This window comes from Paenibacillus pabuli (genome assembly GCF_039831995.1).
Lineage (GTDB): Bacteria > Bacillota > Bacilli > Paenibacillales > Paenibacillaceae > Paenibacillus > Paenibacillus pabuli_C.
In genome coordinates, this window is record NZ_JBDOIO010000003.1 from 1,888,822 (window position 1) to 1,902,704 (window position 13,883).

Below are 13,883 nucleotides of genomic sequence, written 5' to 3' on the forward strand. Positions count from 1 at the left end.
CATCATTTCACCGTTCCACACCCAACCGGCTCACTTACTAGCGTAAGCGTTACCATATTAGGGATAAAGGTCACAAAACCAATATTTCTGCACTAATTGCAACTTCCGCAATACAAAAAAGCCAGCCTATTGGCCAGCTCTTCGCGGATAACATCGCTATGGCATGCTTCTTGAATTTCCGTTTCTATATGTATGTAATCATTCCTGAATTTTTGATCGCATCGCGTAATCAAATACCATGTTCTGACCTTCTACTTCGACATCCAGCACAATATCCTTGAGCTTGCCCTTAACCTGAAGCGGCGACTGTGCAGAACCTGAAAATGCAAGTTTGCCTACGAACGTTCCATGAGGCTTGATTTCAAGATGGACCGGCTCAAGTTCGATGGACTTCAAAGCTTCGTATAATGGATCATCCTGCTGCCTGTAGCTTCTCGCCAAGTCAGGCAGAAGCACGGCTGCGACGGGTTGCCTGCTATAATTTTTAAGTGTGAGATCACAGCTTACTCTTGTATGGCCATCCAGAGCCACCTCATACATGCAGGAGCTATCATTCTGAAGATAAGATACGCCATGGATGCCAGTGGAGCCCCATTTGGCGACATACATCACCTTATCCGTAATGTAGGAATAACTTAAAATAATGACCATGACGATCAGCCAGAGCTGCCTTGCAAGCCGTGGATATGAAGACTTTATTTCTTTGCGGGTTAGATAAAAACTACATCCTAATAATCCTAATCCTATAAATAACGTAATATGTACACCGCTCATGTAAGCCGTGGTATAGGGGGATAACCCCATTTTGGATAACAACCGATCTCCCACCGAATAACCCAGGTGGTGATTAAACGTAAAAATGATAGCAAAAAGCAGCAAAATCGCAGAGAACGCTAATTTCGTCCTCGACACAGGAACACCCCCTATTTAGCCACCTGATTATATCATAAATTTCCTAATTATGATGTACAATCCATATCAAAAAAAATAAATCAAGGCATCTTCGACCTTAGCCGAAAACACCTTGATAAGAGGAAGTCTTCCGTTTACTTGGAGAGGAATGCGTCAAGCTGTTCCTGTTTGGCTGCAATGATTTTATCGATACCTGCAGCCTTCAGCTTCTCCAGATACTTGGGAATCATTTCGTTTGGATCCACTGCTCCGGATGTCATACCTGGTTTGAACTGCTTGTTTACGTTGTTGACCGCTGCAATTTCGTTTTTGACGGACTGGCTGTTAAAGGTAAAACCAAGTGCAGGCGACTTGACTCCCTTGGCATTAAACTCCTTGAATTTCTCCCATTTCTGAGGATCTTCATTATCCCAGAGGAAGTTCAGGAACTGGTTGCCAAGCTGCCATTGGGCACCTGGATTATATGTGCGGCTGTTCGCATCCACGCCTTCAGGCAGAGTAATAATATTGTCCTGACCGTCCTTTTTCACATAATGCTTGCCCTCGATCCCGAAATTCAGCAGATTGTTGATCTCCTTGTCAGAGTGGAGCAGGTTGATCACCTGCATCGCCTTCTCCGGCTGCTCGGAAGAGCGTGAGATGGCCAGCATGGCACCTGAAGCATCTCCGGTTGTGATGGTCGGCTCTGTCATCTCAATCTGAGTCAGCGGGTAACCGACGTACCCTTCTTCTTCTTTGTCCTTCCCCGGTTTCATGCCGTCTGTCCACATAAAGACCTTGCCTGCCTTCGCCTGATCTTTCGGGAAGACGTTGGAAGTTGCAGCATCACTATTGATATACCCCGCCTGATACCATTTGCGTGCCAGTGCGGCGGCCTCCTGGAATTCCGGTGTCTCCACTTCGTTCAGCACGGTTGTTGTACCAGCTGTCTTGGAGATGACTCCAGGTACAGATGCATCACCGAGATAGTCCCAATCCAGATTTTCCAGCAGCCCGTTACCGTTGGTGTTCGAGACATAAAATGGAGTAATCGCTGGTTCGTTTTCCTTGATCGTTTTTAGCAGTGGCTCAAGATCAGTCCACGTTTTTACTGTGGTCAGGTCGAGTTTGTATTTATCCGCGAGATCCTGACGCACCAGAACACCACGCGTAGCTGCTAATTCCTTGTTTGTCGGAACGCCATAATTTACACCATCAACCTGGGAACCTTCCAGAAAGGCAGGGTCCAGATTTTTTTTGATATCCTGCCCGTATTGATCAAGCAGGTCATTCAGGGGCAGGAACGCACCTTTGGCCACATTGACGGTGTAGTTCTGCCATGCCGCCGTAAAAATAATGTCTGACTTTTCTCCGGAAGAGATCATCAGGTTAAGCTTGTTATCCCACTGTCCCCAGTCGATGGCGTTAATCTTGAGAGTAGCTCCGATCTTGGGCTCCATCTTTTTGTTAATCTCGGCTTCCACCAGTGCCACATCTTTTTGTGGTGTCCCTGGGTAGTACAGCGTAACTTCATACGGTTTCGCTCCGCTTTCCCCTGACCCTCCGTTTTCTGCCCCTTGCGTCGTTCCACCTTGGTCTGATGAACATCCGGCAAGCACCAAGCTGAATGCCATCACGGCTGCCGCGAGTCGCGGCCATACCTTCATTGATTTGATCAACTGAACCCCTCCCCATAAATGTTGGACCTTGCACACGATTTCCCCAATTCGCATGAAACCCAAATGTAACTTAGATCCTTCACTTGCATTGTATATATGCCCTTTCATTCTATCTTGGGATCATCCATTACCCCGTTAACCAGACCGGAGTTATCCCTTCACAGCGCCCACCGTCAGACCTTTAATGAAGTACCTTTGGAAGAACGGATAGGCCAGCACAATCGGACCGATGCCCACGACAGCCATCGCCATTTGCAGCGTTTTGTTGGGCAGGTTCAGCAACCCGCCCTGTGATGAAATCTGTGAAGAAACATTGGAGTTGGATGTTAAATATTGAATATCGAGCAGTGTTCGGTACATGAGGTACTGAAGACTGATCGTCCGGTTATCAGAGATAAAAATCATACTGAGGTACCAATCATTCCAGTAGTTCAGTGTGCTGAACAATGCCACGGTGGCCATAACCGGTAAGGAGAGCGGCAGAACGATACGTGTAAACGTTCGGAGCTCACCAGCGCCATCAATCCGAGCCGACTCAAGAATGGATACCGGAATGGAATTGGCGAAGAATGTCCGCATCACCAGAACGAAGAACGGTGATAACAATAGCGGTAATATCAAGGCCAGAATGGAATTTTTCAGATCCAGGACATTGACGTATACGAGATACCAGGGAACGAGCCCCCCATTGAACAGCATTGTGAAGAAAATAAAGAAGGCAAACCATCCGCGGTAGGGCAAATCCCTTCTGGAAAGCGGGTAGGCATACAGTGCAGTCAACGCCACGCTGGTAATGGTACCTACCACCGTCACGATGATGGAAATGCCGTAGGAATGGATAATCTGATCCATATCCTTGAACAGAAACTCATAAGCGGTCAGGCTAAACTTCTCTGGGATCAGCTTGTATCCGTTCGCAATGACGGTTGTCTCGTCCGAGAAGGAAATGGCGAAGACTAGCAGAATCGGAACGATGCAGGCTATGGCATAGAAAATGAACATCGCGTGTATAACGGACGCGGAACGCCGCGATACAGCAAGTGGGTCACGTGATTTCACAGCAGACTTGCCTCCTCTCAAAATAATGCATTATCTTTATCCATTCTTCGGACGATCGTATTGGATACAAGTACAAGTACAAATCCGACAACCGCCTGATACAGTCCAGCCGCAGAAGACATCCCGATGTCGCCCCCAATGAGGAACGTGCGATAGACATAGGTATCCAGTACGTTCGTTACAGGGAACAAAGCCCCCGATTCCAATGGAACCTGATAGAACAGACTAAAGTCTGCATAGAAGATTCGGCCGATCTGAAGCAAGGTCATGATAACAATGAGCGGGACGAGGAACGGAACCGTAATAAACCGGATCTGATGCCACTTGCTTGCTCCGTCCAGCACAGCGGCTTCGTAGTATTCTTCATCAATGCCCACAACAGCTGCCAGATAAATGACGGCATAATATCCAATGTTTTTCCAGGTGTTTACAATCGGCAAAATGTACGGCCAATACTTCGGCTCCGAGTACCAGTCAATGGGCTGTCCGCCAAAGAGCTGCAGGATCGTCGAGTTCATAAAACCCGAATCCTTGCCGAGAAAGGCCAGCACCAGATAACTAACCACAATCATGGACAGAAAGTAAGGCAGGAGCATTAGGGATTGATAGAGTTTGGACATGGCTTTGTTCTTCACTTCATTGAGCAGGATGGCAAGCCCTACCCCTACAAACAGATTCAGCGCAATAAATACGGTGTTATACGCCAGTGTGTTGCGTGTGATCTCCCAGGCATCACTCGTTGAGAACAGATACTTGAAGTTATCCCAGCCGCTCCAGGGACTGCCCCAAATACCGTCGGCGTAATTCACATTTTTGAACGCAATCAGGACGCCGAACATCGGCATATAATTGTTTACCAGCAGAAACAGGATCCCTGGCAAAAACATGAGATACAAGACTTTGAACTTGCCAAGATTGTATAATACAGACTTTCGCTTGCGGACCGATCTCTCCGGTATATCCGCTACCCGTACACCCTTACCCGCCTGGGGTTGTGTCTTCATAACCTCTTCTCCCTCACTCCTCTTGATTTCCTTCCTCAGGATGAAGCACCGCTGTATATCCTGTGGTTCAAGTATAACCGCGGGGAGTGATGGCCCAATATCTGCTGTGGTGACCTCTTCACTTATCAAATGATGACATTTGCAGGATACAAAACAAAAGACGCAGCATGCTGCGTCAACGCTAGACCGTCCTGGACTGTTTGCGGAACTCCTGTGGCGTAATGCCCGTGCACTTCTTGAACATTTTCGTAAAATGGGAGTAGTTATAGTAACCCACCTTGCCGGCAATATCCGTGACCTTTACGGTGGACTCAGACAACAAGGTTTTGGCTTTGGCTACCCGTCGCTGCAGTATAAATTCAGAGAGAGACATTCCTTTCTCCTTCCGGAACAGGCGGGACAGGTATGCAGGATTGAAGCCGGCAAAGGATGCCAGTTCCTCTCGCATCAGATCCTCACCGATATGATTTTCGATATAAATGCACAGTTGGTCTACAATCGTCATCGGGCTGTGATCATCCGGATACAAGATCGGAATGGCACGGTTGATGAGATCCAATGTCCAAAGCTTTAATTGCGGCAAGGAGCGAGTAACCATACTTTCTTCAGGCTCCCGCTCACCAGGATACAGACTGCGTACAGATACACTTTTCTGATGAAGCAGGGGATAGACGACATGCAGCATGGCATGATAGAACAGGCGCAGAATCTCAGGAGATAACTGTTCCTGGGCAGCCAGCAGCTCGAATATTTCTTCCACGCGTTCCCGAAGATCGTCAACTTTGCCGGTTTCAAACAAAATGGACAGCTCGGAGAACCAGGGGATCGGCAGAAATCGATCCTCCGGTTCCCTGCCCTGCTCGTCATATACGAAGACTCCCTCAAGCTCCCTGATGTTGCGGCGCTCCATATCCATCAGTTCGTTCAGCAACCCCTGCAATTCGGTTACGGCCACGGGAGCACCTACGTAACAGGACAAGCGGCAATAGAAATACATCCCACACTCCCGAATGTACACCTGACAATCCTGTGCCACCTGGCTTGCAATGGGTACGACTCCATCCTGTTCATACGCAAGTACGATATTCAGACCGCTATGGTCCTGAAATACTTCTCCTGGCCGATCGCCAAGCAGCATCTCCCTCGCTGCATTCCGAAGGGCATATTCCAGTACCTCCTCATCACGCAAATCGAACTCCCTTACCCACTCCTCTACCGATATGACAATCGGCAGAATCCGTGCGTGCGGGTCGATTTCCGCTCCATACACTTCGGCCAGCTCCTGCAGTCGTGGCTTGGTCAGGGCGACGCGTTGAGAGATCGCATCCTTCCAGAACCGCTCCGTCAGCAGCGGTTTGTGCGTTTGCCAGCGCTTGTACACGGACTCATATATCTCATTGGTACGCGAACGCTGCTCTCCGGCTTTGAGTTTGTCCACGGCCTGCGTGACGACCTTAAGAAGTTGATCGGCCTGGGCAGGCTTTAGCACATAGTCGAAACTGTTTAACTTGATCGCTGTCTGGGCGTAATCAAACAGAGCATGACCTGTCAGAAAGATCGTCAAGATGCCAGGAGCATGCTTCAATACCCAGCTCTGCAGATCCAGACCAGTCTCTCCAGGCATTTCAATATCAGAGATCAGAATGGAGATGGACTGGCTCTGGAGCACCAGTCGTGCCTCTTCGGCATCACCCGCACTGAATACCTGATCAATGCCTGCCAAACGCCAATCAATCCCTTCTACCATGGCCTGTAGGGCATAAACCTCATCATCCACGATTAACAGGTTCCGCATAAGTTCCCCCTTCTTCCTCTTCCGTATGGGCGGGCAGATACAGGATAACTGCCGCTCCGCCAGCATTCAGGTTTTGGAACTCAAGTTTGGCTGATTCATTGTATTTCACAAGCAAACGGTGAGCAACGTTCCAGATCCCGATGTGCTGTCCGCTTGGATCTTCCGCATAATTCCCCTGCTGCAAACGTGTAAGCATTTCCTGCTCAAAGCCGACTCCGTTATCCTCAACTGAAATCCTCAATGTGGCGCTGTGCCGCCCCTCTTCACCCTGTTCAGAATGTTGATCGGATAACGTTTTCGTTAATAAGGCTGAGATGCATATGACAAATGGTTCAGTACGCCGCCTAAACCCGTGAATAATTGCATTTTCCACGAAGGGCTGAAGGGTTAAAGGCGGCAGCACATAATGACCAAGACCTTCATCCACATCCAGGATAAAATCCAGCTTGTTCGGAAACCTGAGCTTTTGAATCTCCAAATAGTGACGAATGTGCTCCAGTTCCTCATCCAGCCGGATAACGCGTTTGCCTGCCCGGAGACTGAACCGGAAATAATCGGCCAAATGTCCGGCCATCTGCTGGACCAGTTCATGTTTTTGCAGTGAAGCCAAGCTATGAATAATGTTCAGGGAGTTTAGGTAAAAGTGAGGATTGATCTGCATCTGAAGCTGCTTGAATTCGGCCTCCCTGGTACGCAGCTGTTCTTCATAGACATCAATTTTCAGATGCTGAATCTGGCTTGTCATCTGATTGAAGCTGTGTGTGACGAACTCTAACTCTGATGAAGTCGGAGGATCAAGTCTCACGTCGAGCTCTCCACGACTAACTCGTCTCATCCCCCGAATCAATGTATTCATCGGTCGAAACAGTAACTGGCGCAGAAAGATCAGAGCCGTAATCAAAATGACCGCTGCACCGATAGGCAGCAAACGAATAATCTGCTGAAAGAACGGCAGATTGCGCAGCATATCCTCTTCGGGCAGTAGGACAATATAGTTCATTTTGGACATCGCCGAAGGCATGCCGAGCATCAGATATTGGCGTTCATCCCCCTTGGATGTAACCTCCGAGATGACCTGGTAGGGATTCTTCAGACCGGAGAGATGTGCTGCAGCCAGCTTGATCTGCGCCGGGCTGAGGGCCGAACCCGACAATGCTCCCCCTTTGCTGTCCACGATAACGGCACCTCCCCGTTCACCGGATTCAGTGAATTGTTCGGGATGATTCAGCGCATTCATATCCACAAGTGCACCAGCATAGAACTGCTGATTAATCCGAACGGTTTTGACCAGTGCATTCCATCCACCACCGCGAACTATACTCCATTCGGGCCGCTGGATCTCATCATCCAATTGTGTCATTTGTACAGGCATGCTCTCCCGGACAAGTGACATTTTGACGTCATAACTGCCCGAAGTCGCCAGCAGCAGATCATCATTCACTGCATCATACAGAAAGAAGGAATCAATCAGATTGTAAAATCCGATATCTGTCATGAATTTGTTCATGATCCGCTGTTTCGTAATGATATAGTCCCCGCTCCCGTATTTCAGGAAAAAAAGCGAAATAATATCCGGATCCCGCTCGCCCAGACTGTATAAGTACCGGTTGGTCTCTTGCAGTACTCGCTCATTCTGCTCCACACTCTTCGCAAGATGATTCATATTGGTAAGGGATACTTTGTCTCTCACGACTCTTATTGCATAGACATTGTTGTAATACAACAGCAGAAACAGCGGCAGCATGATCAGCGTTAGGCCAATCATGAATTTGAAGCGCAGTGAACGGATAAAATTCATGGATTCCCGCCCTCTTATTCTCTAATATTTTGTATGACTGCTCATCCTGTAAACGTTATCAAAAATAAATAACATTCTATTATGCTGCTATTCAAACCACCGCTAAAATTTCCATATTTCTTCCTTAATGGTGGCATGTTCATTGTAATCATGCTTATTACGTGCTGTCTATATGATGTAGTGACCTATCTCTGTCAGCTCTGGTGACCTGATTACTTCGTTCATTCGAGCTGTATCGTCTAACCAATTCTCCATTTGCAAAAAAAATCCTGCTGACTGTCACGCTCACACTTCTCCGCAAAAATAAAGCCTTTCTGCCCTCCTCTTCTCCATGAACGCCCGGTCCTGACATGCATACGATATAGCACGCCTTAGGACTAAGGTGGAAGGAGGTATGCGGTGTGAATATTCAATTGGTACCGCTGCATTATGTATATTTGGCTTTTATCGTACTCATTGTGGCCGTCATGATCCGGCGCCGGGATACGACAATCATCTGTGTTGCCGGGATTATGACGATTGGATTGCTGGCAACAGAGACGTTAAGCGGTGCGGTGTCAGGAATCTTCAATAGTTTTGTATATGCTGCGAAGGAACTGCTCAGCACGATCTTTATCATCTCGATCATTGTCGCCATGAGCCGGGTACTGATTCGCACAGGTATTAATGAAGTAATGGTTGCTCCACTAACCCGGTTTATCCGTTCTCCGCAGGTAGCCTATTGGGGAATTGGGCTTATCATGATGACGGTCTCCCTGTTTTTTTGGCCATCACCAGCGGTAGCACTGGTCGGGGCAGTTTTGCTTCCCGTCGCCGTTCGTGTAGGGCTTCCACCCATTGGTGCTGCCATCGCAATGAATCTGTTTGGACACGGTATTGCCCTCTCGGGAGACTATATTATTCAAGGGGCACCCAAACTGACGGCAGATGCAGCCGGCCTACCGGTTACTTCCGTCATGACGGCAAGCATTCCCCTGGTCCTTGTTATGGGCGCAGTATCCACACTGACTGCCTTTTGGATGTTACGAAACGAGATGAAACGTAGCGCCGGATCTCAGCTGCGTCCCCCTGTCCCAGGTGAATCGTTAAACGGTACTTCTCCCACCGAAGCTTCGCCCGGAGCCGGAGTTGCACCTGTGCAACAACGTCAAGCAATACCGCTACGATTACAGAAGGCATTCGCCTTATTTATTCCATTGTTATTCGCAGTGGATGTCATTCTGATGTTTGTTCTCAAGTTACAGGGCGGGGATGCTACAGCCTTAATTGGAGGTACCGCAGTACTTATCCTAATCGCGGTCACCCTCGCTGCACACCGGCATGAAGGTCCTGAGGAAACAACGAATTATTTAATTGAAGGATTTCAGTTCGGCTTCAAAGTATTCGGTCCGGTTATCCCTATCGCAGCTTTCTTTTATCTGGGGGACGCAGCCATCACCGAATTGTTCAGTCATCCTCTGCCCGATGGATCACACGGTATAGTCAATGATCTGGGCGTTGCTCTTGCGGGTCTGGTTCCCTTGAATGACACGGTAGGTGCGATCACGATGACCTTGATCGGAGCAGTTACAGGCATGGATGGTTCGGGGTTTTCAGGGATATCCCTGGTGGGGTCCATTGCATCGATGTTTGCTGGCACAGCAGATTCAGCTCCCGTATTAACAGCACTTGGGCAGGTTGCTGCCATCTGGGTCGGCGGAGGCACCTTAATCCCTTGGGCTTTGATTCCAGCTGCTGCCATCTGCGGGGTAAGTCCATTTGAACTGGCGCGTCGCAACCTGAAGCCGGTACTGCTTGGTTTGACGGTCACGACGATTGTCGCCATCTTCTTACTATAATAAGTGCAATTCTTTTATTGATTTTAAAATGAAGTACGCTGCCTTGCCCAAATCCACAGTTCATGCCGGCTCCAATCGGCTAGTTGCAGTAGCTCCACATATGGGTCGCCCTGTAAGCCCAGCACTTCCGCAAAGGCCGGCTCGGTCTTCAACCCAACCGATTTCAGTCTGCGGATCTCGGCGTGCCCTTCGGCACCCCAGAGCTGCAGCAACTCCCACTCGACTAACATATGGAGGTAAGCGTTCTGTTTATTGACCTGCACCGATTGGGCGAAAATCTCCACTGGCCAATCCTCAGCCTGGAAGGAACAGGTTATATAGGCACGTCCATCCCCAAGCCCCGTTCCGCGTTGACAGGAAAATTGCTCCATCCCGCTATAATGTTGAGTCACTATCATCTCGAACGCGTCCAGATCTGGAGCTTCACACAATATATCGAGATCACTGCCAGGTATGTCTATATCGATGGGTACGGTTCCCGCCGGATAAGGAGTATAAGCCTCCAAAACGGAGATCAGTCCACTTTGCTTAAGCACCCGGTGAACGTCCCGTTGTCGTTCGTTCCCGGATGCCAGATGTGCCAAAACCTCAGCCGTTGTCTTCATGGAGCCTGTGTCAACTGAATCATTCCGCGGCTCCTGTAATCACCTGTTTTACACGTCCGACTTGTCCACTTGTCAGACGAACCTTGATGCCATGGGGATGCGTGGGTGATTTGGTCAGCAAATCCTTGACGATCCCCCTGGTTAGTTTACCTGTGGGCTGATCTTGTTTCAGTACGATATCCACCTCCAGGCCCGGTTTAATGTTCACTCGTTGTTGTCCGTTCATCGTGCAATCCTTCTCCTTCCTCTTGCAACATCCATTCAGCTAAAATGGAGCAAAGCTTCATCTATTGTAAATCTTTTGGATTCAAAACAAAAGCTATGCCCGCTGTATGGAATCGTGGAGCAACCTTACTTCGGTTCTGAATCCGGATGGGATGATTTGCTCTTCATCTCCCGCAGAGCGGACCGGTAGATCTCATCCGCACTCTTTTCAACATCATTAGAGTTGGTTATGGCCGGTTCCTCTTGAGGTTCAGTTGGCTTGCGAAAATGAAGCAAGGCCTGACGATACGCATTATCGTTTCCTTTTGCTTCCGTTCCCTGCTCCTTGGCCTGGTGGCTCCCTTCAACCCTGTTTTCCCGCAATTCAATTTCCGTCTCTCTTGGTCCATCTGGTTCCGTATAATCCACCGGATCTGAAGAATCCAGCATGGGTCCCTCTTGCTGCTCTTCCCCCTGCAGAAGGACAGGCTCCCGATCCGCCTCAGCCGTTTGGGCAGCCTTCGCTTCTGCAGCTCTGCGGGTCGATTTTGAGTTGAAGATCATGAGAAAAATAACCCCGAGCAAAACAATTACTGCCAATATAATCAACATCTGAGCATCCTCCTTGTCATCGCCTGTGGCAACTTATCAATATATTGGTTCCCCAATCTGCGGATTATATTTCATGTTGTTTCGTATAGAGCAGCGGAGTACCGGGAATGCTCCAAACAGGATTGTCAGCAGAAGAACATATTAGGAGGAATGATCCACATGAACTCTCGTGCCATATTGATCAATATCATTGTCATTCTGGTGATTTTGGGGGCTGGTGCCGCAGGCATATACTATTACAACCAATCCACCAGCTATGTCAAAACGGATAATGCGTTAGTCACGGGTCAGCCCATATCCATCGCTTCCACCGTCAGTGGCGAACTCCAAACGTGGAAAGGCAGAGTAGGCACCTCGTATAATGAAGGGGATACCATCGGAACCGTCTCTGCAGGCGGCAAATCAACCCCAATTACCATGCCTGTTGCCGGCACCGTTGTCCAGGCGACCGCTGTGGAGAACTCATTGGTATCTGCCGGTAACCCACTGGCTAGAGCTTATGATTTTGATAACTTGTATGTGACCGCGAATGTGGAGGAAACCGTCATCGACAAAATCAAAAGCGGGCAGATCGTTGACGTATACATCGATGCATTTCCAGATACCACATTGACAGGCAAAGTGGATCAGATTGGACTGGCTACGGCTTCATCTTTTTCCCTGCTGCCGTCATCCAATACGAACGCCAATTACACTAAAGTTACGCAGGTTATTCCGATCACCATTACGATTGAGGGTTACAAAGGACTGGGTGTTGTCCCAGGCATGAGCGCCACTGTGCGCGTTCATATATAAGGTCTGCCGATGGATAATCAATTGCCGCTCGGAAGAACCATTGCCGTCCTGCTGCTCGGCGCCTTTATTGCCATTCTGAACCAGACCCTGCTTAATGTGGCGATTCCCCATCTGATGAATGACTTCAACGTCTCGGCAACAACAGTGCAATGGCTATCGACAGCCTATTTGCTCGTGAATGGTGTGCTCATTCCCATTACAGCCTATCTGATTGAATCGTTCGGGACCCGCAAACTGTTCATCACCGCGATGCTGCTGTTCACCGTTGGCTCTGCAATCTGCGCAATCAGTCCGGGGTTCACAGTCATGCTGATTGGGCGTATTGTACAAGCCAGCGGTGCCGGCATTATTATGCCGCTGGTTATGAACGTATTTCTGACCGTTTTCCCTCCCGAGAAGCGGGGAACAGCGATGGGAACCATGGGAATCGCCATGATGTTTGCTCCAGCCATTGGTCCTACCTTGTCAGGCTGGATCGTGGAGCACTACACATGGCGCATTCTGTTCTACATGGTCATTCCGCTGGCTTTGCTCGATATCCTGTTTGCTTTTCTTTGGCTGAGAAATGTGTCCAAGCTCAGTTCTCCCAAATTCGATGCGTACGGTGCTCTCTTTTCAACGATCGGATTCGGGTTCCTGCTGTATGGATTCAGCTCTGCAGGCGACAAGGGATGGAGCAGCGCAATCGTACTGCTGACCTTGATCATCGGTATTTTGTTCATTACGTTCTTCGTTCTCAGAGAAACCGCAATGAAACATCCCCTGCTGGAGTTTCGTGTGTTTAAATACGATATTTTTACCATCTCCACGCTGGTCAGTGCCACCATCAACATGGCACTTTTCGGGGGAATGCTCCTGTTACCAATCTATCTGCAAAATATAAGAGGGTTCTCCCCCCTGCAATCGGGTCTGCTGCTGCTGCCAGGTGCTCTGCTGATGGGTGTCATGTCACCCATCTCAGGAGTTCTATTCGACCGGATCGGCTCCCGACCGCTAGCCATCGTGGGCTTGCTGATCACGGCATTCTCTACCTATGAATTCAGCAAATTGACCGGGGAAACGCCTTATGGTCACATTATGATGTTGTATACGCTCCGCAGCTTCGGCATGTCCATGCTGATGATGTCCGTACAGACCGAAGGGTTAAACCAGTTACCCCCCCATCTGACCAGTCACGGTACTGCAATGTCCAACACGATCAGACAGGTAGCTGGTTCAATTGGAACAGCCCTGCTGATTACCGTTATGGCTACACGTTCAGGTATTCATTTGGCTGACTACAGCAATACAGTCACCACAACCAATGTTCCCCTGACCGAACAGGTCGGTCTGCTGGGTACGCAGATGGCTGCCATAGCAGGTGTACCAGCTGAACAAGGTTCTAGTCTGGCGTTACAGCAGTTATACGGTATCGCAGTCCAGACCTCGACGATTGAAGGCATTAACGATGCCTTTATTGTAGCCACCTGGATTTCCATTATCGGTTTGATCCTGTCGCTGTTTCTGCGGCGAGCACGAACCCGCCCCCGTGCGGTGAAGACAGAACAATAATACTCTCACGTGAACATAATTAAAAACCGCCCGGTCTCTCCTAGGAGAAACT

General features: G+C 49.0%; 12 protein-coding genes. 3 read left to right on the top strand and 9 right to left on the bottom strand.

The features are described from left to right. Positions 1 to 198: 198 nt before the first annotated feature. From ABGV42_RS10455 to ABGV42_RS10480, 6 genes are all read right to left on the bottom strand, one after another. The gene (locus ABGV42_RS10455; RefSeq protein WP_347381603.1) at positions 199 to 912 is read right to left on the bottom strand and encodes a hypothetical protein; all 714 of its coding nucleotides are present in this window, start codon (positions 910 to 912) and stop codon (positions 199 to 201) included. A 134-nt stretch (positions 913 to 1,046) separates the two neighbouring features. Then, positions 1,047 to 2,570: an ABC transporter substrate-binding protein gene (locus tag ABGV42_RS10460; protein ID WP_347381604.1), complete on the bottom strand. Its 1,524-nt coding sequence runs from the start codon at positions 2,568 to 2,570 to the stop codon at positions 1,047 to 1,049. A gap of 150 nt (positions 2,571 to 2,720) precedes the next feature. Continuing rightward, the gene (locus ABGV42_RS10465; RefSeq protein ID WP_127536375.1) at positions 2,721 to 3,629 is read right to left on the bottom strand and encodes a carbohydrate ABC transporter permease; all 909 of its coding nucleotides are present in this window, start codon (positions 3,627 to 3,629) and stop codon (positions 2,721 to 2,723) included. A gap of 17 nt (positions 3,630 to 3,646) precedes the next feature. Then, entirely contained in the window at positions 3,647 to 4,633 is a 987-nt protein-coding gene (locus tag ABGV42_RS10470; RefSeq protein WP_347381605.1) for an ABC transporter permease, read from the bottom strand. A gap of 181 nt (positions 4,634 to 4,814) precedes the next feature. Next, a complete protein-coding gene (locus ABGV42_RS10475) occupies positions 4,815 to 6,428 on the bottom strand; it encodes a response regulator transcription factor (protein WP_347381606.1) in 1,614 nt (537 codons plus the stop codon). Further along, positions 6,403 to 8,226, bottom strand: coding sequence for a sensor histidine kinase (locus ABGV42_RS10480; protein ID WP_347381607.1), 1,824 nt, complete (start codon positions 8,224 to 8,226; stop codon positions 6,403 to 6,405). Before ABGV42_RS10480 ends, ABGV42_RS10475 begins: the two co-directional genes overlap by 26 nt. 401 nt (positions 8,227 to 8,627) lie before the next feature. Here ABGV42_RS10480 and ABGV42_RS10485 point away from each other — a divergent pair, with 401 nt between their 5' ends. Continuing rightward, positions 8,628 to 10,064: a hypothetical protein gene (locus tag ABGV42_RS10485; RefSeq protein ID WP_347381608.1), complete on the top strand. Its 1,437-nt coding sequence runs from the start codon at positions 8,628 to 8,630 to the stop codon at positions 10,062 to 10,064. Between the two features lie 23 nt (positions 10,065 to 10,087). Here ABGV42_RS10485 and ABGV42_RS10490 read toward each other — a convergent pair whose 3' ends face one another. From ABGV42_RS10490 to ABGV42_RS10500, 3 genes are all read right to left on the bottom strand, one after another. Beyond that, positions 10,088 to 10,669 (bottom strand): DUF4269 domain-containing protein, encoded by a 582-nt coding sequence (locus ABGV42_RS10490; RefSeq protein WP_347381609.1) that lies wholly within the window; start codon positions 10,667 to 10,669, stop codon positions 10,088 to 10,090. Between the two features lie 19 nt (positions 10,670 to 10,688). Then, positions 10,689 to 10,895 (bottom strand): YwbE family protein, encoded by a 207-nt coding sequence (locus ABGV42_RS10495; RefSeq protein ID WP_095287993.1) that lies wholly within the window; start codon positions 10,893 to 10,895, stop codon positions 10,689 to 10,691. A 125-nt stretch (positions 10,896 to 11,020) separates the two neighbouring features. Then, positions 11,021 to 11,485, bottom strand: coding sequence for a hypothetical protein (locus tag ABGV42_RS10500; RefSeq protein ID WP_347381610.1), 465 nt, complete (start codon positions 11,483 to 11,485; stop codon positions 11,021 to 11,023). Positions 11,486 to 11,644: 159 nt separating this feature from the next. Between ABGV42_RS10500 and ABGV42_RS10505 the strand changes: the two genes are divergently transcribed. Both ABGV42_RS10505 and ABGV42_RS10510 read left to right on the top strand, forming a co-directional pair. Further along, on the top strand, positions 11,645 to 12,280 hold the full coding sequence (locus tag ABGV42_RS10505; RefSeq protein ID WP_347381611.1) for an efflux RND transporter periplasmic adaptor subunit: 636 nt from the start codon (positions 11,645 to 11,647) through the stop codon (positions 12,278 to 12,280). Positions 12,281 to 12,289: 9 nt separating this feature from the next. Continuing rightward, on the top strand, positions 12,290 to 13,831 hold the full coding sequence (locus ABGV42_RS10510) for a DHA2 family efflux MFS transporter permease subunit (protein ID WP_347381612.1): 1,542 nt from the start codon (positions 12,290 to 12,292) through the stop codon (positions 13,829 to 13,831). Positions 13,832 to 13,883 lie beyond the last annotated feature (52 nt).